The organism is Brevibacillus sp. FSL L8-0520 (assembly GCF_037963895.1).
In the GTDB taxonomy this organism is placed as follows: domain Bacteria; phylum Bacillota; class Bacilli; order Brevibacillales; family Brevibacillaceae; genus Brevibacillus; species Brevibacillus borstelensis.
Genome location: NZ_CP150171.1, coordinates 4,229,015 through 4,249,927, shown reverse-complemented (window position 1 = coordinate 4,249,927; position 20,913 = coordinate 4,229,015). Strand labels below are relative to the sequence as shown.

General features: G+C 50.8%; 25 protein-coding genes. 16 read left to right on the top strand and 9 right to left on the bottom strand.

Annotation, left to right across the window (positions count from 1 at the left end; all coding sequences use genetic code 11):
- Positions 1-91: 91 nt before the first annotated feature.
- Genes NSQ24_RS20985 through NSQ24_RS20975 form a run of 3 tightly spaced genes read left to right on the top strand, consistent with a single transcriptional unit; the run spans position 92 to position 3,052 of the window.
- Entirely contained in the window at positions 92-1,177 is a 1,086-nt protein-coding gene (locus NSQ24_RS20985; RefSeq protein ID WP_003389723.1) for a hypothetical protein, read from the top strand.
- Positions 1,134-2,093 carry a D-glycerate dehydrogenase gene (locus NSQ24_RS20980; RefSeq protein WP_339166514.1) on the top strand — a complete coding sequence of 320 codons (960 nt, stop codon included), beginning with the start codon at positions 1,134-1,136 and terminating at the stop codon, positions 2,091-2,093. The genes NSQ24_RS20985 and NSQ24_RS20980 overlap by 44 nt, the downstream gene beginning before the upstream one ends.
- Positions 2,090-3,052, top strand: a complete 963-nt coding sequence (locus NSQ24_RS20975; RefSeq protein WP_031932714.1) for an alpha/beta fold hydrolase — start codon at positions 2,090-2,092, stop codon at positions 3,050-3,052. The genes NSQ24_RS20980 and NSQ24_RS20975 overlap by 4 nt, the downstream gene beginning before the upstream one ends.
- 20 nt (positions 3,053-3,072) lie before the next feature.
- Here NSQ24_RS20975 and NSQ24_RS20970 read toward each other — a convergent pair whose 3' ends face one another.
- Positions 3,073-3,294: a NifU family protein gene (locus NSQ24_RS20970; RefSeq protein WP_003389720.1), complete on the bottom strand. Its 222-nt coding sequence runs from the start codon at positions 3,292-3,294 to the stop codon at positions 3,073-3,075.
- Positions 3,295-3,489: 195 nt separating this feature from the next.
- On the opposite strand from NSQ24_RS20970, the gene cysK reads away from it, so the two are divergent.
- The 7 genes from cysK (at position 3,490) to NSQ24_RS20935 (ending at position 8,856) form a co-directional block, all read left to right on the top strand.
- Positions 3,490-4,413, top strand: a complete 924-nt coding sequence (cysK, locus tag NSQ24_RS20965; protein ID WP_003389719.1) for a cysteine synthase A — start codon at positions 3,490-3,492, stop codon at positions 4,411-4,413.
- 1 nt (position 4,414) lies between these two features.
- A complete protein-coding gene (locus NSQ24_RS20960) occupies positions 4,415-5,551 on the top strand; it encodes a bifunctional cystathionine gamma-lyase/homocysteine desulfhydrase (protein WP_024983091.1) in 1,137 nt (378 codons plus the stop codon).
- 33 nt (positions 5,552-5,584) lie between these two features.
- On the top strand, positions 5,585-5,923 hold the full coding sequence (locus NSQ24_RS20955) for a YuzD family protein (RefSeq protein ID WP_003389717.1): 339 nt from the start codon (positions 5,585-5,587) through the stop codon (positions 5,921-5,923).
- A 325-nt stretch (positions 5,924-6,248) separates the two neighbouring features.
- Positions 6,249-6,605: a hypothetical protein gene (locus NSQ24_RS20950; protein ID WP_251255237.1), complete on the top strand. Its 357-nt coding sequence runs from the start codon at positions 6,249-6,251 to the stop codon at positions 6,603-6,605.
- A 105-nt stretch (positions 6,606-6,710) separates the two neighbouring features.
- Positions 6,711-7,610 carry a hypothetical protein gene (locus tag NSQ24_RS20945; protein ID WP_251255236.1) on the top strand — a complete coding sequence of 300 codons (900 nt, stop codon included), beginning with the start codon at positions 6,711-6,713 and terminating at the stop codon, positions 7,608-7,610.
- 255 nt (positions 7,611-7,865) lie between these two features.
- Entirely contained in the window at positions 7,866-8,207 is a 342-nt protein-coding gene (locus NSQ24_RS20940) for a hypothetical protein (protein WP_003389713.1), read from the top strand.
- 178 nt (positions 8,208-8,385) lie between these two features.
- Complete coding sequence (locus tag NSQ24_RS20935; RefSeq protein ID WP_279041810.1) at positions 8,386-8,856, top strand: DinB family protein; 471 nt, start codon at positions 8,386-8,388, stop codon at positions 8,854-8,856.
- Between the two features lie 216 nt (positions 8,857-9,072).
- On the opposite strand, the gene NSQ24_RS20930 is transcribed toward NSQ24_RS20935, so the two are convergent.
- Positions 9,073-9,408 carry a hypothetical protein gene (locus NSQ24_RS20930; RefSeq protein ID WP_003389710.1) on the bottom strand — a complete coding sequence of 112 codons (336 nt, stop codon included), beginning with the start codon at positions 9,406-9,408 and terminating at the stop codon, positions 9,073-9,075.
- A 97-nt stretch (positions 9,409-9,505) separates the two neighbouring features.
- Positions 9,506-10,072, bottom strand: a complete 567-nt coding sequence (locus tag NSQ24_RS20925; RefSeq protein ID WP_243013802.1) for a hypothetical protein — start codon at positions 10,070-10,072, stop codon at positions 9,506-9,508.
- A gap of 373 nt (positions 10,073-10,445) precedes the next feature.
- Between NSQ24_RS20925 and NSQ24_RS20920 the strand changes: the two genes are divergently transcribed.
- A complete protein-coding gene (locus NSQ24_RS20920) occupies positions 10,446-11,147 on the top strand; it encodes a hypothetical protein (protein ID WP_024983096.1) in 702 nt (233 codons plus the stop codon).
- Between the two features lie 15 nt (positions 11,148-11,162).
- Positions 11,163-11,783 (top strand): TetR/AcrR family transcriptional regulator, encoded by a 621-nt coding sequence (locus NSQ24_RS20915; protein WP_031931956.1) that lies wholly within the window; start codon positions 11,163-11,165, stop codon positions 11,781-11,783.
- Between the two features lie 20 nt (positions 11,784-11,803).
- Here the strand turns inward: NSQ24_RS20915 and NSQ24_RS20910 are convergent, their stop codons facing one another.
- Both NSQ24_RS20910 and NSQ24_RS20905 read right to left on the bottom strand, forming a co-directional pair.
- Complete coding sequence (locus tag NSQ24_RS20910; protein ID WP_003389704.1) at positions 11,804-12,214, bottom strand: hypothetical protein; 411 nt, start codon at positions 12,212-12,214, stop codon at positions 11,804-11,806.
- Between the two features lie 250 nt (positions 12,215-12,464).
- Positions 12,465-13,532: an NAD(P)/FAD-dependent oxidoreductase gene (locus NSQ24_RS20905; protein ID WP_024983099.1), complete on the bottom strand. Its 1,068-nt coding sequence runs from the start codon at positions 13,530-13,532 to the stop codon at positions 12,465-12,467.
- 187 nt (positions 13,533-13,719) lie between these two features.
- On the opposite strand from NSQ24_RS20905, the gene NSQ24_RS20900 reads away from it, so the two are divergent.
- The gene (locus NSQ24_RS20900; protein ID WP_003389702.1) at positions 13,720-13,980 is read left to right on the top strand and encodes a DUF1450 domain-containing protein; all 261 of its coding nucleotides are present in this window, start codon (positions 13,720-13,722) and stop codon (positions 13,978-13,980) included.
- 127 nt (positions 13,981-14,107) lie between these two features.
- Here NSQ24_RS20900 and NSQ24_RS20895 read toward each other — a convergent pair whose 3' ends face one another.
- Positions 14,108-15,343 carry an MFS transporter gene (locus NSQ24_RS20895; RefSeq protein ID WP_122958463.1) on the bottom strand — a complete coding sequence of 412 codons (1,236 nt, stop codon included), beginning with the start codon at positions 15,341-15,343 and terminating at the stop codon, positions 14,108-14,110.
- A 191-nt stretch (positions 15,344-15,534) separates the two neighbouring features.
- Positions 15,535-16,638: an aminofutalosine synthase MqnE gene (gene mqnE, locus NSQ24_RS20890; protein ID WP_172921021.1), complete on the bottom strand. Its 1,104-nt coding sequence runs from the start codon at positions 16,636-16,638 to the stop codon at positions 15,535-15,537.
- A 431-nt stretch (positions 16,639-17,069) separates the two neighbouring features.
- Here mqnE and NSQ24_RS20885 point away from each other — a divergent pair, with 431 nt between their 5' ends.
- Positions 17,070-17,291 (top strand): aspartyl-phosphate phosphatase Spo0E family protein, encoded by a 222-nt coding sequence (locus NSQ24_RS20885; protein WP_003389697.1) that lies wholly within the window; start codon positions 17,070-17,072, stop codon positions 17,289-17,291.
- Positions 17,292-17,430: 139 nt separating this feature from the next.
- A complete protein-coding gene (gene erpA, locus NSQ24_RS20880; protein ID WP_003389695.1) occupies positions 17,431-17,790 on the top strand; it encodes an iron-sulfur cluster insertion protein ErpA in 360 nt (119 codons plus the stop codon).
- Positions 17,791-18,486: 696 nt separating this feature from the next.
- Here erpA and NSQ24_RS20875 read toward each other — a convergent pair.
- The gene (locus NSQ24_RS20875) at positions 18,487-19,611 is read right to left on the bottom strand and encodes a hypothetical protein (protein WP_024983102.1); all 1,125 of its coding nucleotides are present in this window, start codon (positions 19,609-19,611) and stop codon (positions 18,487-18,489) included.
- Positions 19,587-20,138 carry a sigma-70 family RNA polymerase sigma factor gene (locus NSQ24_RS20870; protein ID WP_157211838.1) on the bottom strand — a complete coding sequence of 184 codons (552 nt, stop codon included), beginning with the start codon at positions 20,136-20,138 and terminating at the stop codon, positions 19,587-19,589. The genes NSQ24_RS20875 and NSQ24_RS20870 overlap by 25 nt, the downstream gene beginning before the upstream one ends.
- Positions 20,139-20,257: 119 nt before the next feature.
- Here NSQ24_RS20870 and NSQ24_RS20865 point away from each other — a divergent pair, with 119 nt between their 5' ends.
- Positions 20,258-20,626 (top strand): YolD-like family protein, encoded by a 369-nt coding sequence (locus NSQ24_RS20865; protein WP_238986183.1) that lies wholly within the window; start codon positions 20,258-20,260, stop codon positions 20,624-20,626.
- Positions 20,627-20,913: the final 287 nt, after the last annotated feature.

Below are 20,913 nucleotides of genomic sequence, written 5' to 3'. Positions count from 1 at the left end.
ACGAAGGTAGTATTTACAAGGAAGTAGGCACCTATCCCGGTGTTCTGACATACCTTGCTTCATGAGAAGGTGTGCAGGGAGGGTTGTTCTGATGGAGTATCATACGATTTTGCAGGAGGCATACGGACTGTCTCTCGTCAACTACAGTCGAAGCGGAAACGCTGCGCGGTTGAAGACAGACCAGGGATTGTTCTATCTATATGAAGCTCCAGCTGTTTACAAATACAAAAACAAGTTCATTGAAAAGGTAAGAAAACATCTCAGCGGGCAAAAAGTGCTGAAGCCTCTTGCGCTGATCAAGACGGTCAAAGGCCAGCAGCACGTCGTCCACGACGACCAGATTTTGTATGTGTACCGGGGACTTAGGGAAACGGTTCCGGAAAATCAAGCATTCCAGTGCGGGCAGGCACTCGCCCACTTCCATCAGGGGACGGGATCGCTCAAAGGGGATAAGCTGTTTTTGCCCTACAGCTCGCTTGGTACCTGGCCTGCGATGTGGCGGAAAAAGCTGCGCCAGTACGAAGGATATCGCGATGATATGGACGAAGTTGATGTGGAGATCACTGCTTTTGACGAGTACCTCTTGACCAGCTACACCTATGTTCATCAGCTCGGAGAGACAGCGGTCCAATATTTGTACCACGCCGATTACGACAAAGTGGTCAAGGAAACATCTGCCTGCGGGAAAGTGGCGTACCAGAATTTTGAACAGGACTTCATTCTCTGGGACGAGGAAAGAGGCGCCCATCTGACAGGAGAGTGGAACTGGGTCTTGGACATGCGCTCGCGCGACATCGGGCAGTGGATCAAGGCCGAGGTCAAGCGCAGCGGATGGGAAGAAGAGCGGATCGCGAGCTTTCTCGACGGGTACAACAGCGTGACGCCCCTTTTGGAAAGCGAGTACGCCGTCATTTACGGTTTGATGCTGTATCCGGGGAGATTTCTCAAAGTGGTGGAAGCCTACCGGGAGCTGTCCCCCGAAGAGAAGCAGGAAGTCGACGGCAGCGGATGGCAGGAGCAACTGGATGAGGAACTGATAAAAATGGAAGAGGCGCTGCTAGCATACCCGGTGTTCATTCACCGGCGGTACGGCGTTTCGATTCCGCAAATTGATTGGTTGTGGAGGCCAGAAGATGAAGAAACCGATCGTGTTCGTGACGAGGCAAGTAGCGAATGAAGCAATCGCGTATGTAAAAGAGATAGCTACGGTCGACGTATGGGAGGAGGACCGTCCCTGCCCGCGGGAGATTTTGCTCGAAAAAGCGGAGCGGGCTGACGGACTTCTTGCCATGCTGACTGACCGGGTCGATGAGGAACTGCTGTCCCGGGCCAAACGGTTAAAGGTTGTGGCCAATATGGCGGTAGGATACGACAATATCGATGTTACGGCAGCGAAAAAGCGCGGCATCCAGGTAACCAACACGCCTGATGTGCTGACCGAGGCAACCGCCGATTTGACCTTTGCCCTGTTGATGGCGGCAGCCAGACGAATCACGGAAGCAAACCGCTTTTTGTTGGCGGGTCAGTGGACGTCGTGGAGCCCGACATTGCTGGCGGGGCAAAATGTATTTAATGCGACGCTGGGGATTGTCGGCATGGGGCGGATCGGGGAGGCTGTAGCCAGACGAGCCAAGGGCTTTGGCATGAGTATTTTGTACTGCAACCGCCACCGGAAGCCGGAAGCAGAGCAAGCGGTCGGTGCCCAGTATCGCGAGCTGGATGATCTCTTGAAACAGGCGGACTACGTCGTCATGCTGACGCCGCTGACTCCGGATACGGCGAAAATGATCGGGGAGCGGGAGTTTTCCCTGATGAAGCCGACGGCGGTATTCGTCAACGTGTCCAGGGGCGGTACAGTTGACGAAGAGGCGCTTTACAAGGCACTGGCAGAGAAAAAAATCTGGGCCGCCGGATTGGATGTATTCCAGAAGGAGCCGGTTCCGTTGGATCATCCGCTGCTCACACTGCCCAATGTGGTCGCCCTGCCCCATATTGGCAGTGCTACATATCAGACACGCATGGAGATGGCAAAGCTGGCCGCGGTCAATATCCGGGCAGTTTTGGAGGGAAAGGAGCCTGTTACACCAGTATGAACATCATGATGATCGCAGTCGTGATCGCAGTGGCAGCAATCGCGGCTGCAGCAGCGGTAGCCCTGCGTGTTACCTGGAAGCTGACTCATCCCCGCCGAAAGCCGGTGGAAAGCAGACCGGAGGAGTATTCGCTGCAGGCCTATGAGTCCGTCTCCTTTCCGAGCAGAGAGAGCGGGATAACGATTCGCGGCTGGTATATTCCGGCAGAAGGAAACGGGTTTGAGAAAAGCGACAGGACGCTGATTTTTTCTCATGGCTATGGACAAAATCGCCTGGAGCCTCATCTTCCCGCCTTGTCGCTTGCCGCCGACCTCGTCTCGAAAGGATACAATGTGCTTCTGTTTGACTTTCGCAACAGCGGGGAATCCTCGCCGGCATTGACGACGATCGGTCTTAGGGAACAGCAGGATTTGCTGGGTGCAATTGACTTTGTCAAAGAGACGCGGCCCGAACAAAAAATCGGCCTGGTCGGCTTTTCCATGGGGGCAGCCACCTCCCTGATGGTGGGAGGACTGGACGAGCGGGTAGAGACGATCATTGCTGATTCGCCTTTCTACTCCCTGCAGGAGTATCTTGAGGAAAATTTGCCGCAGTGGACAGGCCTGCCCCGCTTCCCGTTCAACTGGCTGATTTTGACGCTAAGCCCGCTCATGCTTCGGGCCAACCCCAGGCACGTCAGGCCGTATGAAGCTGTGAGACAGGCGGATAAGCCGATTTTGTTCATCCACGGAACGAAAGATGCGACTGTGCCGTGCTCCAACAGCGAGCAATTGTATCGGCTTGTGACTCACGAAGCTTCCCGTCTCTGGCTCGTACCGGGAACGGGGCATGTGCGGAGCTATCCGCATGATCCGGAAGCGTATATAGACCATGTGATCGATTTTTTGCGGCACGCCTGGAATAGCGAGGCGGAGACGAAAAGCTTCGCACATGCAAAAAAGCCCTCGCCGATCGACTGACCGGAAAGGGCTTTTTCAGCTTAGAATACTTGTTGTACTTCCTTCACGCCTGGAATCTCTTCCAACAGTGCGCGCTCAATCCCTGCTTTCAGGGTGATGGTCGAAGAAGGGCAGCTGCCGCAAGCTCCCATCAGACGAAGCTTGACAATGCCATCTTCCACATCGACGAGCTGTACGTCGCCGCCGTCGCGTTGAAGATAAGGACGCAATTTATCGAGGACTTCTTCTACTTGGTCGAACATGTTATCCATGGGTACTCACTCCTTTCATTCCTACCTCTATTATAATCCTCGTGTCAAAAGAAATCCATGACCGGTTCCCCGGCCGCTGCACTTTGTATAAATTGGGCGGCTTGCGCTCCGCGCGTGGACTTTTTGTTATGGCCTCATGTTATAATAAAACGGAAACGAAACAAATACGATGAGGGGTCTGGTGCCGTGAACGTATATGGAAATATTAAAGAACTGATCGGAAATACGCCGATTGTCGAATTGACGAAGTTTTCGCTCCCGCAGGGCGTCCGCTTGTTTGCCAAGCTGGAGTATTTCAACCCTGGCGGAAGCGTCAAGGACAGGCTGGGTGTCGAGCTGATTCGTGCTGCTGAGGAAAGCGGCCAGCTTCAGCCGGGCGGCACGATTATCGAACCGACTGCGGGAAATACGGGGATTGGCCTGGCTCTGGCGGCCGTCGGGACTGAATACCGCGTGATCTTTTGCGTTCCGGAAAAATTTTCCGAGGAAAAGCAAGAGCTGATGCGCGCACTTGGCGCAGAGGTCGTCAATACGCCGACCGAGCTGGGCATCAAGGGTGCCATCGCGAAAGCGCAAGAGCTGGCCGCAAGCATCCCGGGCTCGTTCGTCCCGCAACAATTCGCCAATCCGGCCAATCCGGACGCACACTACAAAACAACGGGACCGGAAATTTGGGAACAAATGGAAGGGAATGTGGATGTGTTTGTAGCGGGAGCAGGCTCCGGCGGTACGTTTATGGGGGCAGCCCGGTACTTGAAAGAGAAGAATCCGCAGGTCAAAACCGTGATTGTCGAGCCGGAAGGGTCCATCCTGAACGGCGGCGAGCCCGGTCCGCACAAGACGGAAGGCATCGGCATGGAGTTTTTGCCGCCGTTTATGGATACCGGCTATTTCGACGCGATCCATACCATCCTGGATGTGGAGGCCTTCAAACTGGTGAAGGAGCTCGCTGCGAAAGAAGGGATTCTGGTCGGCAGCTCTGCAGGTGCGGCCATGGCAGCGGCACTGCGGGAAGCGCAAATCGCCAAGCCGGGGACGAATATCGTTACCTTGTTCGCGGATGGAAGCGAACGCTATCTGAGTAAAAAAATCTATCAAGGGGGCATATAAGATGCGCATCAAAACGCGCCTGATTCACGGAGGAATCGAGGGAGATCCACACACAGGAGCAGTTTCCGTCCCGATTTATCAAGTGAGCACATACAAGCAGGAAGCGATCGGCCAGCACAAAGGCTTTGAATATTCCCGGACGGGGAACCCGACCCGGCATGCCCTGGAAACGTATATCGCCGAGCTGGAGGGCGGTGCGCGTGGACTGGCGTTTGGCTCCGGCATGGCGGCGCTTTCCACGATACTCTCCATGTTCAACAAAGGTGATCACGTGGTAGTCGGGGACGATGTGTACGGGGGAACATACCGCGTCATTACCCGCGTGTTCTCGCGTTTGGGCCTGGAAGCCACCTATGCGGATACGAGTGACGGAGCTGCTGTAGAAGCAGCCATTCGCCCGGAAACAAAGGCGATCATCATGGAGACGCCGACCAACCCGCTCCTGAAGGTAAGCGATATTGAGTCGCTGTCGAAGGTTGCGAAGAAGCATGGCATTCTGTTGATCGTCGACAATACGTTCATGACGCCGTATTGGCAAAATCCGCTCGACCTTGGAGCAGACATCGTCTATCACAGCGCAACCAAATACCTTGGCGGCCACAGTGATGTTGTCGCCGGTCTGGTCGTAACCAAGGATGCGAAACTCGGGGAAGAGCTTCATTTTCTGCAAAATGCGATTGGGGGCATTCTCGGTCCTCAGGACTCCTGGATTCTGCTGCGCGGCATGAAAACGCTCGGCATCCGGATGGAAGAGCACGAGCAAAATGCTCGTACACTGGCCGAATGGCTGGAAAAACGAAGCGATATTTCTCGGGTGATTTATCCTGGATTGGCCAGCCATCCGCAGCATGAGCTGGCGAAACGCCAAGGTCGCGGCTTTGGCGGCATGATCTCCTTTGACGTAGGAAGTGCGGCTCGTGCAGATGAAGTGCTGTCCCGAGTGAAATATTTTACGCTCGCCGAGTCTCTGGGTGCTGTCGAAAGCTTGATCAGTGTTCCGGCACGGATGACGCACGCCTCGATCCCGGCAGAACGCCGCGCCGAGCTCGGAATTACCGATGGCCTGGTCCGCATCTCTGTCGGAATCGAGGATGTACAGGATTTGATGGAGGATCTGGAACAAGCGCTCTCCAAGTGATAAGATGGAGAAAATGTGGAGGGGGCGGAAAGCGTGAGTGTGGAGATAAAGGTGTACGGTACAGAGCAGTTGTGTGCAAGCTGCGTCAATTTGCCTTCAGCCAAGGAAACGGCTGAATGGCTGCAGGCAGCGGTTGGCCGCAAGTACGGGAACGACAATGTCCGCATCACGTATAGCGACTTTCAACAGCCGGAGACAGAAGAAGACAAAAGCTGGGCGAAGCGCATACTGGAGGAAGATTTGTGGTATCCGCTTGTCGTAATTTCCGGGGAAATTGTCGGCGAGGGAAATCCCAAGTTGAAAAGTGTTTATGAAAAGCTGGAGAGCATGGGCTTGCAGCCTTTGGCTGCTCCTGTTGACAGCGATGAATAGATCAATGGTTTAAATAGCAGTAGGAAGCGGTCAGACGAGATTTACGGTCTGGCCGTTTTTTTGTTTATGGAAACGGAAACCGATCGTGCTGTTGAAATGTGAGAAGACGTTCGACAAATGGAAGGGATGCAGGAAATAAGGTAAAAGTAGAGGCAGAGATAGATGGAGATTGAGTTTTTCTTGCTTGCATCAATAGGTCCGGATGATTACATAGAGGAATACGCCTACGAAAGATTATTTGATTTCATCACGTTTGTTTTGCTAGGAAGGAAAACACAATGGCTGGGAATACTACCGCCTCCAGCTCAAGCCGGAAATGGTTCCGATGCAATACCGGGATGTATTGTTCATCAACGGAAGAGCGTATCAGGAAGGCTCAGACCCGTGGCCATCCGATGATAGAACCTATACCATACGAAAAAAAGTAACGGAATTTGCTGTTCCGCGCTTTGACCAAATGCTTGCGCAGGCAAGAGCGGACGCGCTGAAGCCGCGGGCCTGGGACTGGAGCCGCGACCTGATCCACCATCCGAAGTTTACCAAGCAGGTAGCTGCCTATCGGAAAAACAAGACAAGCAAAAATTTGAATGCCGTCTATCAAGCGGTGCGCAAGCATTATAATCTGAACCGCAAGCAAGATTCGGTCGAAGTGATCAAAAGCGTGCTGAATCATGTGAAATAGCAGATTTTTACCTCTTTGTTTTTGTTTCGTCATCCGTTTGTAACGAAAGATAAGGGGTTTCGTCCTATAGTTATGAATGTAACCATCACCAAGGAGGAAATCACAATGAATAACAAATGGATGAAGCCCGTTACATTCCTGCTGCTTGCCGGCGTAATCGGAGGTACTGGTCTGACGGTGGCCCATACAAAAGTAGCTCATGCGGACGCAGAGAAAGGAAAGCCGTTTGCAGCAGCAGCAGAACTGAAGCTGGACAAGAACACCTATGTCATCGACCAGAAATCTGCTGATGTCAACGGCGATAAAGTAGCGGACACGGTATACCTGGTAGGAGTAAAGGAAAAGGCGGACGATATATACGCCGCCGATATGAACATCGTGGTTCAGGACGGAAAGACAAAAGCCTACAGCAAAACCGAGATGAAGGACCTTGGCGGCTATGAGGGCGAGCTGACTCTGCTCGACTTTACGGGAGACCACGTCGCCGATGCCTTTGTCAAAACAGCGACAGGCGGCAGCGGAGGCATCTACAACCATGTCATTGCGACATTTGCGGACAACAAGGGGAAAGTAATCTTTGGCGAAGAAGAAAACGAAGGAATCCGCTACGAGGGCAAATTCGCAAACGGTTTTAAGGTGGAAGGAAAGGGGACCCATCTGCAGCAGCCGTTGACTCTCGATGTACAGGCAAACAAAGAGCTTTATCAGATGGCCAAGCTGTACGACAGGGACGGCAAGCTGCTGAAAAAAGATGACGACTTGTCCGTCTATTCCTATCCGTTCGGCTCGCTGCAGCCGATTGATATCGACAACAACGGAACGTTTGAACTGATGGGCGAGCAGCGGATCGTCGGGTTGAACAATACGGATACCGTTTCCACACTCAAGTCGATCTGGGGCTTTGGCAGCGAAGGCAAATGGGCACCATATGAAGTGGAATACTCCACCTTCCTCTTGAAGCATCCGAATGAAGCGATCAATGTCACGCCTGATGCAAACGAATAAGACAAGCTGCGACCTGCTCAAAAATCTGTAGCAGGCAAGAAAAAGACGCGGTGGCTGCCGCGTCTTTTTGCTGTTATCAAGTTGTTTTCTGAAACCAAGTTTTTTCTGTTACCAAGAATTTTTCCTGTTGCCAAATTGAATGAAGCCCGCTAAACCCATCTCTGTCTAACCCGAAATAAGCTGCCAGTCACTGTTCTACCCCTCCTGTTTTGTTCATATATATCGACCGACATGGACAAAGGGGGAGACGATGGAATGGAAGCGCGGTTGGCACGCTATTATCAGCTAAAAGAAGAGCAGAAAAAAATCGAGGAAGAATTGCAGGGGATCAGACAGGAAATCCTTGAAGAATACCCTGACGCGGGGTCCGTAATCCTTGGTGATTACAGGTTGGCGATCAGCTTTCAGGAAAGGCGCGAATATTATGACGACAGACTGTACAACGCCCTGCCTGAGGCTTCTTTGTGGAGGCTGGTGTCGAGAGCGGATGCAGGAAAAATATCCAGCTTGCTAAAGCTGAACGTCATCCATGAAGGAATATTGGAAGGGACGTATGAACTGAAACGAGTCCCGGTCGTAAAGGTTCAAAAAAACTGAATAAATGAGGCTAACCACGGAACCACTGGTGGATTAAACATTTAGGCAACTTCCAAAGAAATCATTGTAGGGTGACGGATTATTGGTAAAACCAAGAAGGTATTTGTTCTATAACGAATAATAATATTTGTTATCGAAAGCTTCCTGTGACACAAATAATAATGAAGGAGAAGATCGGATGGAAAAATTGATCGAGGATTATAGCCAAGACTATGCGCTGCTGCGAGAAGCCGTCGAAGGATTGTCTGAGGAAGAACTGCGTTTCCAACCTGGACCGGACAAATGGAGCATCCATCAGATTGTGATCCATGTGACGGATGACGAAATCCTGTCGACACATCGGCTAAGAAAAGTCTTGGCTGAGGACGAACCGCTTCTGCTATCATTTGATCAGGAAGCCTGGACGGATAACCTGGGATATGGACGGTTGGACCAAGAGCAGCATCTGCTCCTGTTCCAAAATCTGCGGGCCAGCATGTTGCCACTTCTGGAAAATCTGACTCCCAAGCAGCTTGAGCGGGTCGGGAAATATCCCGATGGAATGCGGTACACGTTCAAAGAGCTGCTTGAATTACGCGTCCAGCATGTCCGTGACCACCTCGCTCAGATCGAGCGAGTAAAGCAGGTATTCCGGAAAGATAGGGGATAACACGATACTAACAAAGAGCTCTCGTTTAACAACAAAAGCCGATCATTCTTCTTTATAAAGAAGACCGGCTTTTACTTTTTATCCATCCTTATGCCATTCATTTTTTGAAAATAGGTTTTTCTCGTCAGTCTGACCGGAGCGATGCTCCGGTTTTTGTGTCTTGCATGTCTGAAGCCAGTTTAAGAGAAAATGATGGCTGCAGGCAGTTGCAACTCTTTACTTCGCAGCGTATTTATTCGGTTTGTCCTTTCCCTTGCTGAAGAAAAGCATCCACCAAACCAGCAAATACAAGTAACCCGCGCTGACATACACAGACCAGACAGCACCTTCTTGCAGTTGACTGATCAAATGATTCAATTCATGGGTGCCCTCTGCTCTCCCAATGCTGTTGACCAAACTGACAAGAGGGACGGTGATTGCGAAGATGATAGCGACAATCGACGCGCTTTTCATTTTCTTTCGAGCAAGGCTCCACAGGCCCAAGGCTAATGTAGCAAACAAAAAAAGGTAATAAATCGCCCAAAACCAGGCAGGGAGGGTTACCATACTCATTTTTTTGCACCTCTTTCCATTCGACTCTCTTTACGATCGATGTCCGATACAAACAGGGAGCTATCCTGCACTGCAATTTCCTTGCATAGAGGATGGATCATTGCCCTTTCCTTTTCACATAGCTGAGATAAGCAACAAAAACAGCCGCAATGGAAACCAGCAGTCCGATTATCCACACGTTTTCCTGCTTTTCCCAAAAACCGCTTGGTTGGCTATTTTCTGGCGGGTCCGCGGTTACAGGTGTTCCCGGGCCGATGGCAAGCAAATCAACTGAGGCATCGGAGAGAAGCGTCGTTCTAGTACAGATATTGGTCGCCAGCCCGCCTGATTCACTGTAGTACGTATCCGGGTGGGCGTACACAAGATAATCATTGCCTGCTTGGAAGGCGATGCCGCAGTCGCCGTCTCCGCTGCCTGTTGCAACGAGAACCTGGGATTGATTCACTCCTTTCCACGTAGTGTTGACCTGAAATTGCACCTCATTACCATACTTTGCGGAAGTGACAGCTGTAACCGTACCTGCAAAGACGGCTTCGGCCTGTTCAAGCGCTTTTTTCGGAGCCGGAGGCTGGGCGCAGGAACAGGCATAGACACTCGACGGAGTGAAGACAAACGAAAAGAGAAGCAGGAGAGGCACCAATCCGAATGCAAACCACCTTGCCATACAATCACCTCGACGTAAAGACGCAGCAGCAGTAATGCACGTTACATAGACGAGGAAAAAATGTCATGAGTCAATCCCTCAAAGTCAGTGATCGGGGGCTTGCGGCAGGAGAAAACACGAAGAAGACAACTGAAGAACAGAGACGTGAACTACATGTTGAGAATAATAATCTCGATTTTGCCTATTTACAGAAGTCGAACAAAAAGTCATAATTTGATTATGTAATCGATATTTTGGTTAATCGATCAAATCGTTTAATCCACTTGTCTCGCTCCTCAGACCTGAGAGTTAGGGAGATGTAATATTGGGTGTCTGTTGCACTCCCATTCTCTAGATTCAAAGACGTTTCTTATGAAAAGGGGTAAGGTAGTTTATGTTCAAATCTCAACAGAGCAACAAGCATATGACAGTTATTGGACTTGCGCCAGTCGAGCGCGTTCTTGTGATGCTTACTCCACCTGTTTTGGGAATGATTCTAGGGTATTTCTTGCCGTCAATTGCTGATTGGGTTGCCGGATTGCCTTGGTTCCCACTTCAAGGTCCTTTGCAGTTGGTCGCTTCCTTTGATGAGAAGTGGGTGGCGATTGTAACGACTTTTTTAGGTTTGATTGCAGGTGTATGGCTCTCTGCTGTGGCGATAAAAGAAAGCCTTGTAATCGCTGTTTCCGATGATGAAGTAACAATGAAAATCAATGATGGTACTCAACGGTATTCCAAATCCGAAATTGCGTCGGTGTTTATTGACGGCAAGGAGCTTGTCCTGCTTGGAAATACCGGGCAAGAGTTAGCGCGCGAAGCTTATGAATCAACGCCTGCCACTATCGCTGATGCGTTTGTCAAGCACCGTTATCCATGGTCGGTAGAGGGGGACCCCTATGAGGCAAAATATCGCCTTTGGGTGGATCAAACGCCAGATTTGTCCCCAGCCTTAAACGCTCTTTTGAAGGGCCGCGAGCAAGCATTGCAAGAGAAAGACGTGGAATCGGCCAAAGAGATGCAACGCGAAGCTTGTAAATTTGGCATAATGGTAAAAGACAGAGGGAAGTTTCAGTACTGGAGAAACCTAAGCAAATAAACGAGGTCGATCAGGATGAGAACGAAAAAAACGGATGAAAAAAAATCTTTTATTTCCGAGGCCAGGCGCGCGCAAATCGTCGATGCGGCGATTAAGACCCTGGATGAGATCGGGTACATCCACGCCAGCATGGCCCAAATAGCAAAAAAGGCTGAAATTAGCACGGCATTGATCTCATACCATTTTAAGGACAAAAATGATTTGATGGACTATACATTAACGCAGCTTTTATCTGACATGTCCTCTTATGTTTTGGAACGTACGCAAGCAGCAACCACTCCCCGCGACAAGCTCCGCGCCTACATCGAAGCCAGTATTGCCTATCATGCCAATAAGCCTGAATACAATATTGCTCTGATTGAGATCGTCTTTCATGCGCGGACGGCTAATAATGTCCCCTATTATAAGCTGGACGACGATGAAGAGAATCCTCTGGAGAGCGAGCTGCAACAAATTCTGGTTGCGGGACAGGAGAAAAAGGAATTCGGCGAGTTCAATGTTTTGGCTATGGCAAGCGCAATTCGAGGAGCGATTGACGAATATATATTCAACAGGAAGCTGAACGGCAGTATCGATCCGCAGTCGTATAGTACCGAACTTGTGAATCTGTTCTACCGTGCGGTTTTAAGAGAATGAAGGAAAATTTCTTTGAACACTTACTGCACGAACCAGCGGCATCGGTTTTTGTATTCGTCTTCGGAAAGATTCCGCTGCTTTTCAATTCCGGTCAGGCTTACGAGGTCCGGACGATCCCGTACGGTTAGGGAGACGAGACCATACGGGGGCTGTCCAAATGCCTCGCCGAATGTAACGACTTCGATGACTACCTCGAAGGCCGGGAGTCTGGGGTCGCCCAAACGCTTGATGCCGGCGATTTTTCCGCAGCCAAAAGGCCTTTGAAGAGTGCTGCCGATCAACTCCAGGTAGCGGTTTAGCAGGGCGCCTTCGAGAAGCTGCTCGCGGCCAGGTGCGGGAGATGCAAATGAAAGCCGTACTTTCTCCGACGCGGCGGCGGCAGCTTGTAGCTGTTCTTGCCCAAATGCCGCGGCGGTAGTGTGAAGTGGCACTCGCTCAGATTCCGAAGCAGAAGTGTAATGCGGCACTCGCCCGGCTATTGAAGCGTCAATGTATCTGTAAGTAAATGTTACAGGGACCAACAAAAGGAAAAGGAGTGCATGTTTCATTGACTCACCTATACGGGGGAAGACTTTGCGTACGAATATGCCGTTAGTATGAGGAGACCATCAACAAACCATGCAGCAGAGCAAACAAAAAAGCCCTCGGCTTACGAGAACCGATAGGCTTTCTATTGCCGGGCTAGCCCAGATGTTTCTTGTACATCCAGAGAATGCCGCTTTTTATGACACGAGGCATCTGGCCGACCAGGGATACTTTTCCGAGGACGCCGAAGCCTTCTTTTTTACCCAGAGAGCCGAACATTCCCTTGTGCTTGATAACAGGCAGCGAGGCAGGATAATCTTCGCCTTTCATATCCTTTTTCAGCATGAGTGCAATTTGCTCTCCCTGCAGTTCCGCTGTTTGTGCGCTCGGCGCATAAGGAAGGCTCGCACAGTCGCCCACTACGTATACATTGGGGTAGTTGGGAACCTGGTGGTAGGCGTTCAGCTTGGCTCGTCCAATGTTATCCGTTTCGATCGGCAGCCCGCGGACGATCCGGTTTGCTTGAATACCTGCGGTCCAGACGATGACATCGCTCTCAACCGGTTCGTTATGGTTGTACACCACACCCGGTTCGACGCGATTCACATTCGCCATCGAGACCAGTTGGACATCGTGCTCAATAAACCATTGGGAAGCGTATTCTTGCAGCTTTTTGGAGAACGGGCTGAGAATGCTCTCGCCGCGGTCCACGATGCGAATGTTCAGATCGGCACGGCTTTCCCGCAGTTCGGAGGCAAGCTCAACGCCGCTAAGTCCTCCACCGACGATGGTAACCATACTATATGGGTTGAGGTTATTGATTGCCGCATACGTATTTCTTGTTGCGGCCATGGTCTGGATCGAATTGGTGAACTCTTCGGCTCCGGGAATATCGTGATAACGGTCTTCACAACCCAGTGCCAACACCAGCCAGTCATAGGAAAGCGTATCGCCGTTGTCAAAATTGACGATTTGTTCGTCCAGGTTCACTCCTGCTACTTCTCCGTACTTGATTGTTAAACGAGGATCGCTGGGAAAAGCGACGCGTACGGCCATTTCCGGCTCCGTACCTGCAGCCAGAGCGTAATACTCCGTCTTCAATCCGTGAAACGGCATCCGGTCCACAAGCGTGACAAAGACGTCATCTGGTAAATCAGGGGACAGGATGCGCTCAATAATTCGCAGACCCCCGTATCCTCCGCCAAGGATAACAAGTCGTTTCATAGAAGGTCTATCCTTTCTTCTGTCCGTTATTTTACAGCACCCACTCTATTGTTGTTCTCTTTCGCTTAAATTGCAAGCAGAATCTTTTTCCCAGATAACGGTGCACTTGTGTACTGAATTTTTCCTTGATAAGCGGTACAATAAAGAACGAAATACGAAGCCAATAACTATGGCAGGTGAGAAATAGATGAAGCCCTTAGTAGAATTTTGCGCGAGTAACGTTTCTTCCTATACAAAGCCAGTAATGGAAGCGCTCGAAAATGACCCGGAGCTGGATGTCGACGTGCTGGAATACGGCTGCCTCGGATACTGCGGCGAATGCTACATGCAGCCCTTTGCCTTGGTAAACGGGGACCTGGTGCAAGCGGAAACGGCCGATGAGCTGTTGGAAAAAATCAAAGCGAAGCTCAAGGCAGATGAAGAAGAGCAGGAGGACTTTCCCTTTTGAGCAATCGGGAAGGGAAATGAGCAGCTTCGTTTGACCTGTTGCGATAGTGAAGGGCTGTCCCCTCGTAAGTCTTTACGAGCGGGACAGCCCTTTTTCATTGCATGCGAGTGCTTTTTATAGGAAACGGCTACTCGCTGCCTGCGCTTGCTTCGGCTGCCCTGTCGCGAAAGAACAGCCTGGCGAACGGCAGATGGGTGACCAGCATAAATCCGAGGCACACTAGCAGTACAGAGAATATCGGCAGTGTAGTGAGGAGCGCACCCGATAACATGATGCCAGCCGCATAGCATGTATCCAGTACCGGCAAGGTCATGCTATTGAACAAACCTTGCTGCTCATACGGAATCCGCGTCTGTATCACTGAAAAGTAAATGATCGTCGCCACGATTTCAAACACAGCAGCCAGGACGAGGACGAAAAGGGTCCAGGTAAGCCCGAGCGGAAAGGCAAGGCCGGTCAAAAGGACAGCTTCCCCCAGTCCAAACAGGAAATAGACCCAGGTCAGGGAGTACGTCCGTGTCAGCCGGTTTACAACCCTGTCGCAGACAAGTGCTCCTGCGAGCGACCCCAACCCCTGTGCTGCCAGAAGCAGCCCCCAGTATTGCTGGGGATCTCCGTACAAGCCGGCAAGTGACAGCAGAAAGATCTTCAGCATTCCCAACAAAAGGGAATACCCGATGGCTGTCACGACAAAAGCAGCGATCATCCGGTCACGAGAAAGCAATCCGAAAAAGGCAGGGAGCGCCGAGAAAATCGCTTTTGTAAAGCCATTTTCGTTCTCTGCCTGCTTTTGGCTTTCCGCTGCCGGAAGCATGTAAAACAGAGCAAATGCAGCAAGTCCGGCAAAGGAGCAGAGCAGAAGCATCGTTCCGATGCCAAAAACGAGGATGGCCATGCTTGCGGCCAAGGGCCCGATGATTTTGCAGAGGCGCTCGATACCCATGATTGCTGCGTTTCCCTGAATCTCCAGCCCTTTTGGGATGACCCTGGCCCGCAAGGTGAGCGAAGCGGGAGACCCTGCTGTTTTCGCGATGCCGATGCCGAGCAGAATGAGCTGCACCTGCCACAGCGAGGATGACAGGGGCAAGAGCGTGACCAGGATGCTGTAAGCCGCGATATCCAGGGTCGTCACTCTTTTTGCGCCCCAGCGGTCAATCCAGGAGCCGATGATTGGACCGAGCAGGATGCCGGGCAGCAGTTCAATGACAATACTGAAGACAAATTCTTTCCCCAGTCCGTAGCGTTGGTGCAGAAACAGCGGGATAGCGGTAACCAGCATCCACTGCGTCCACTCCCACAGAAACAAGGCAGCGAGATAGCGTCGGAACATCTTTTCATTTTTTGCTATTTTCCAGAAAATCAATTGAGATCCCCCCAAGTTATGAATTGCCTAACCGGGGGGCTGCAACAATTAAGAGCGGCACGGTTCACACCTCCTGAACATTTGAAAATGTCTTACAATCAGTAACGTAACAAAAATGGCTGATAAAAACAAATAAAAAGACAGGACACCGGTTAAGGCGTCCCGTCTGTAGACTTCAACAGCGTATTCGTTTAGTGTTCTTTGACAACATTGTAGAAGGTGTCGCGTTCCAGCGCGCGTTTGCCGGCGCCCTTGATCAGCCAGACCAGCTCATCGACAGTAAGCGCTTGCTGTGTAAGCGCCCCGGCGGAGTGGCTGATGCGCTCCTCGATCAGCGTTCCGTGCACATCGGACATCCCCATGGTCAGGGACAACTGGGTCAGCTGGGTGCCGATGTTGATGAAGTAAGCCTTGATGTGCGGGAAGTTGTCCAGCATCAAGCGGCTGATCGCCATTGTTTTCAGGTCGTCGATAGCAGAGTTGCGGCGTTTGATGCCGGCTGTCGCTTTGATCGGCTGGACCGCCAGCGGGATGAATACCAAAAATCCGTTGGTTTCATCCTGCAATTCACGCAGGCGGAGCATGTGGATCACGCGTTCTTCCAATGTTTCGATCGATCCGTACAGCATGGTGGAGTGAGTTTTCATACCCATTTGATGGGCAGTACGGTGCACTTCCAGATACATATCTGTCGATGCCTTTTCCGGACTCATTTTCATGCGGTACCGCTCGGTCAGGATTTCCGCGCCGCCTCCCGTCAAGCTTTCCACTCCGGCCTTGCGCAGCTCCTCGAGCACTTCACGGATGGACAGGCCAGAGATGCGGGAAAAGAACTCGATCTCGGCACCGGTGTACGCCTTCATCGTGACATGCGGATACGCTTTTTTCAGCGTGCGGATGTTGTCGAGATAGTAATCAAACGGCACATGCTGGTTGTGGCCGCCGACGATGTGAAACTCGCGGATGCCTTCGTGGTAGCGAGTCTCTACATAGTGAAGCAGCTCTTCGGTGTTCATCGTATAAGCGCCGTCTTCGCCCAAGTCGCGGCGGAACCCGCAGAATTTGCAATGAGCCTCGCAGACGTTGGTCGGATTAATGTAGAGGTTTTGAATAAAGTAAACATTGTCTCCGTTTTTCCGTTGGTTGACCAGATTGGCAAGCTGGCCGATCGTCAGCAAATCAGTAGAATTAAAAAGGGTGAGACCGTCCTCCAATGTAAGTCGTTCACCGGCAATTACCTTGTTGGCCACTGTGGACAAATTTTTGTCCTGAAGAACAAGGGTGTCGAGTGCCATCATAAACACTTCCCTTCAGCTAGAATTACTCGCAATCCTGTGATGTTGTTCGAAAGGGTATCAGTCTCTGCCGGGCACTAAAAGCCAAGGAACACTCCTCCAGATGAAGCCTTCCGTTCAGCGAGAGCGTCCACAATCAGCGCCCCGTAAGCAACGACAATAGTTCTACTCTTCACATGAGCAGTCTGGTGATCTGTAATCAATGATTACCCTTTTCCTCACGATAACAAAAGCACCTATATTATAAACCTCTTCAGGAAGGGGAACAATATGAGAAGTTTTGAGAAGTATTGTTTGTAAAAATATAACAAATGTCGCCAAATTTCCAGATCTTTCATGGTTATAAAAGGAAAATTTGTTTGCCTAATGTCTTATCATCTTGTAAAATAAAGGTACGAAAGCCTTAATGATCTTTAGGAGGAGCTTCAGCAATGCGGGACGTTTTGCTTGAAAAAATTGAACTCCTTCGACAGCGTATGGTTAGTATGGGGTTAGAGTTTGGGTTGGATCATCCAGAAGTACTGGAATACAGCAAGAAGATTGATCAACTTCACAACGAGCTGAACCAAATGGATCATAATCTGTCCAAGGTAGGTAAAAAGAAGCAGTCCTACTGCTTTTATATTTTGGATAAAAAGGCCTATTTTGCATAAGAGGGGGCAACCCTCTTTTTTTGCTGCCTTTTTGGGCCCGCCAAAGTGCAGCGCAGTCTTGAGAGCACAGGTGCTTCTTCGGTATACTGTAAGGAGAACGCCGCATCATAGTAACAACGGCTGACAAGGAGGGAAACGAATGATTACCATGTCCGAGCAAGCCGCCCTGAAGGTAAAAGAAATGCTGGCGGCAGAGAACAACCCTAACCTGTTTTTGCGCGTAGGTGTCCGCCCGGGTGGGTGCAGTGGCTTTACCTACGGGATGGGTTGGGATCAGGAAATCAAAGAAGGCGACCAAACCTTTGAACAAAATGGAGTCAAGATTGTTGTCGACAAAGACAGCTACCTATATATCAAAGGCACGGAAATCGACTACAAGGAATCGATGATGGGCGGAGGGTTTTCCATTCATAATCCGAACGCGGTCGCTTCCTGCGGCTGCGGTTCTTCTTTCAAGACCGCGCTGGCTGAGGGGAAAGCGGAGAAGTGCGACGACTAAGGAAAGACAAAAGCTGAAACGAGAGACCTCCTTGGGCATATGCAGAAGCTGGATGCATTGCCCAGGGAGTTTTTTTTGTACCAATCATGCAGATCTATCTCTACGACATGTCCGGTTGGCAAAAGGAAAAGATCGGTCTTGCAGGGGAGGGGAATCTGAATCTTATGATCTACATGATCACAATGCTAAGTGTGGCGATTGTTTTTGTTATCTGGAGCTATGTGCTTTCGCATAAGTACAAATGGAACAGAATCACCTTGGTTCCAACCATCGTTACACTTGTTTTGCTATTTTACTTGCTGGGAAATTTTTTAAGAATGTAAAGGTTTCACGCGAGTCCGTTTTTTGTAGAATATCGTTTTGCTCCTGCAGTCTTATAACCTCTAAACGAAGACCTTACAGGACCCCTTGACTCTCATTGAATGTAGTGTTTGCGTCCTCCCGCAATACCAAGGAAAAGGCTACGGCCATGATATGCTTGCGCGTGTAGGGAAACTCCTGGCAGAGCGCTGCAAACAGGTTCGTCTGGGAGTGGTCACTCATCACAGGCGTGCTTTGAACCTCTATCAGTCGATAGGTTTTGAAGCTGTTGCCGAGTTTCACTATTACGTCATCGATCTCAAAGACATATAGAGAAAGGGTAGGGCGCGAATACGCGCCTTTTCCTGTTTCAGCAAGCCACCCCACGAGCTGCGATCAGCCTTTCGGCGGGGGCGCAGCAGCATGTAGATACTCCATCACCTCTCGATCTGCAACATAGCTGTCCACCAGCTTCACCTGTTTCTCTGTTACCTCGTAGGTCCAGTAGCTAGGGATCGTCATTTGGCGATTGTCGCCACCCTGAATCGTCCACATCCGTTCAAATGTAACGAGATAGCTGTCTCTCGTCTGCAGCTTGACCTTCGTTCGCAGGCTGGTGGTTGCCAGTGTCTCGGGTATTCCTTCGACACGGACTTGCCTGGTTTCACCTGTGCGGGCAGGAAACTCCGGCTGCTCCGACAGCGCCCGCTCAATCGCTTCCTGGACGGTAAACTCTCGATCCCGGTATAGCTCCTCCAATGCCTCTTCACCTCCTTGCAGCCCCCAGATGAGGATGTAGCGGCCGTCCCAGTTTTTCGTCAGACCGAGCCCAAAGAAGGGGCTCCATGCCGAACTCGTTCCCGATTCAAGCGCTTCTTCTTTTGGCGAGCCAAAATCGCTTGCATAGAACGTCTCCAGCTCGGCTTTTTTCTGCATGATCCTCTGTTCGTCTTTGCTTTCGATCTGGTATCGGGCAGCATAGAGGAAGCCGTGTTCAAAAGAGAGCGTCAGCTGTACCTGCTCGTCTCCCAAGGTGACGGGCATGAAGGCTTCTTGCAAGCCGTCCGCACCCAGGCTTTCAATTCCCCCAAGCGGCTGCAGTTCTCCCAATTCGGGGAAGAGCGCCTTTGCTTCGTCATAGGTCATGCCGAGCGAAAATACGCGGTAAAAAGCCAGTTTATCCGCTTCTGTCTGCCAGGCGACAGTCTGTTTGGGTGCTTCGGGCAGTGCAGGGGCTGGCGTCTGCTGGTGATTGGGCGTCGTCACAGGAGGAGAAACCAACTGGCTTGGATTTTCTTCCGGAAGCTGAGCGAGCGGACCGGCCCAAAGAAGGATGGCGGCCACTGCCGCGACGCCAGCTATGGCACATGTGCGGACAAGAAATCGTTTTTTTCCACTTTTAGCCATTGCTTGGGAAGCGAGCGTTCTTTGCTCCAGCCGGGACACTTCCTCCTGGGTCAGTCTGAGCGAGTCGTGTACCAGTTCCTTTCGTTGTTTCAGCTGTCGGTCAAGGATGTCCAATCCTGATCTCCTCCTTTCAGCAATTGCCTCAGCTTTTCCAAGCCTCGCGAAAGCCTGACCCGCACTGTTGAATCCTTCAGTCCCAAAAGCTCGGCAATGTCGGGCGTTCGCATCTCTTCAAAGTAGTAGAGCACAATGACTTCCCTGTATTTGGTCGGAAGCCCCATGACGTTTTGGACCAGCTCGTCATTTTGAAACTGCTGCATAACCTGCTCCTCGATAGACTGAGAGGAGCTCCTTTCAAAAAAAACGGAAGTAAAAAAAAGATGCCGATGATTCCATGATCGCAAATAATCCTTGGCGGTGTTTATGGCAATCCGGTAAAGCCAGGTCTTCGGATTGGCGTCTTCCCGAAAGGAATCAAATTTTTGAAAGGCTTTCACGAACACCTCCTGGGTCAAATCCTCGGCGATTGCTCTATTTTTTACATAGTAATAGGCTGTTCGAAAGACCAGGGCATGGTGCGTGGCCACCCACTCCTTGATGACCTGCTCTCTTCTCTTGGCTAGCGGTTCGAAGGGAATCACCTCCTTGCTCATTGCTTATTTGACGAAGCTGGGGGCAAGAGCGCTACAAAATCCTCCATTTGCATATTCGCAAAAAAGGAGTAGAATAAGAACAAATGTTCCTGTTGGAGGGTACCGGAATGGCTAAGAACATCGAAGACTTTTCAGGAAGTATGGAGATGGCAGTTTTGAAACACGCGTTGTCGCTGACGAAAGGCGGCGAGGAAAGCCCGGCGCTGCCTCTTGTTGGACGCCCGGTCGTGGACGAAGACGATTTTGGCGAAATGTGCTTCCGCGTCTACGATTCGACGCAGTACGACTACGCGATCACCGTTTCCTGGTTTCGCGAAACAGCCGGGGGACTGGGAGTGGTCGAGACAGCCTGGGGGGTCGTGCGGAATATCGATGTGGGACAAAAGAAATTCAAGCTGGTCAACGACTGGGAGGCGCAGTGGATCGGGGTTGAAGATCTGGTGCGCGTCGTTAAAACAAAAAGGGCGAGCTTTTAGGATGTACAGCTCAGTGCGTGGTTTGCCATAATAAGGAAGAAACTCGTGAAGTTGTGTCGAACTTGATTTGCGATCAAATCTTGAGGCTCACTCTCTTCTTTCGGCTCAGGGACAGCCCTTTCGCTGGAAGTGCTTTCCCGAAATGACCGTCTTCTATATCTCTCCTGTCGCAGAGCAGGGAAACATAGTAAAAGGTAAGGGCTTTCCTAGTTTTTGCCAAAGTTCACCAATCGTTCTCAGGTTCGTCAAGATTCATTCACAGACTGCCAGATTTTGGACGGCCTTCT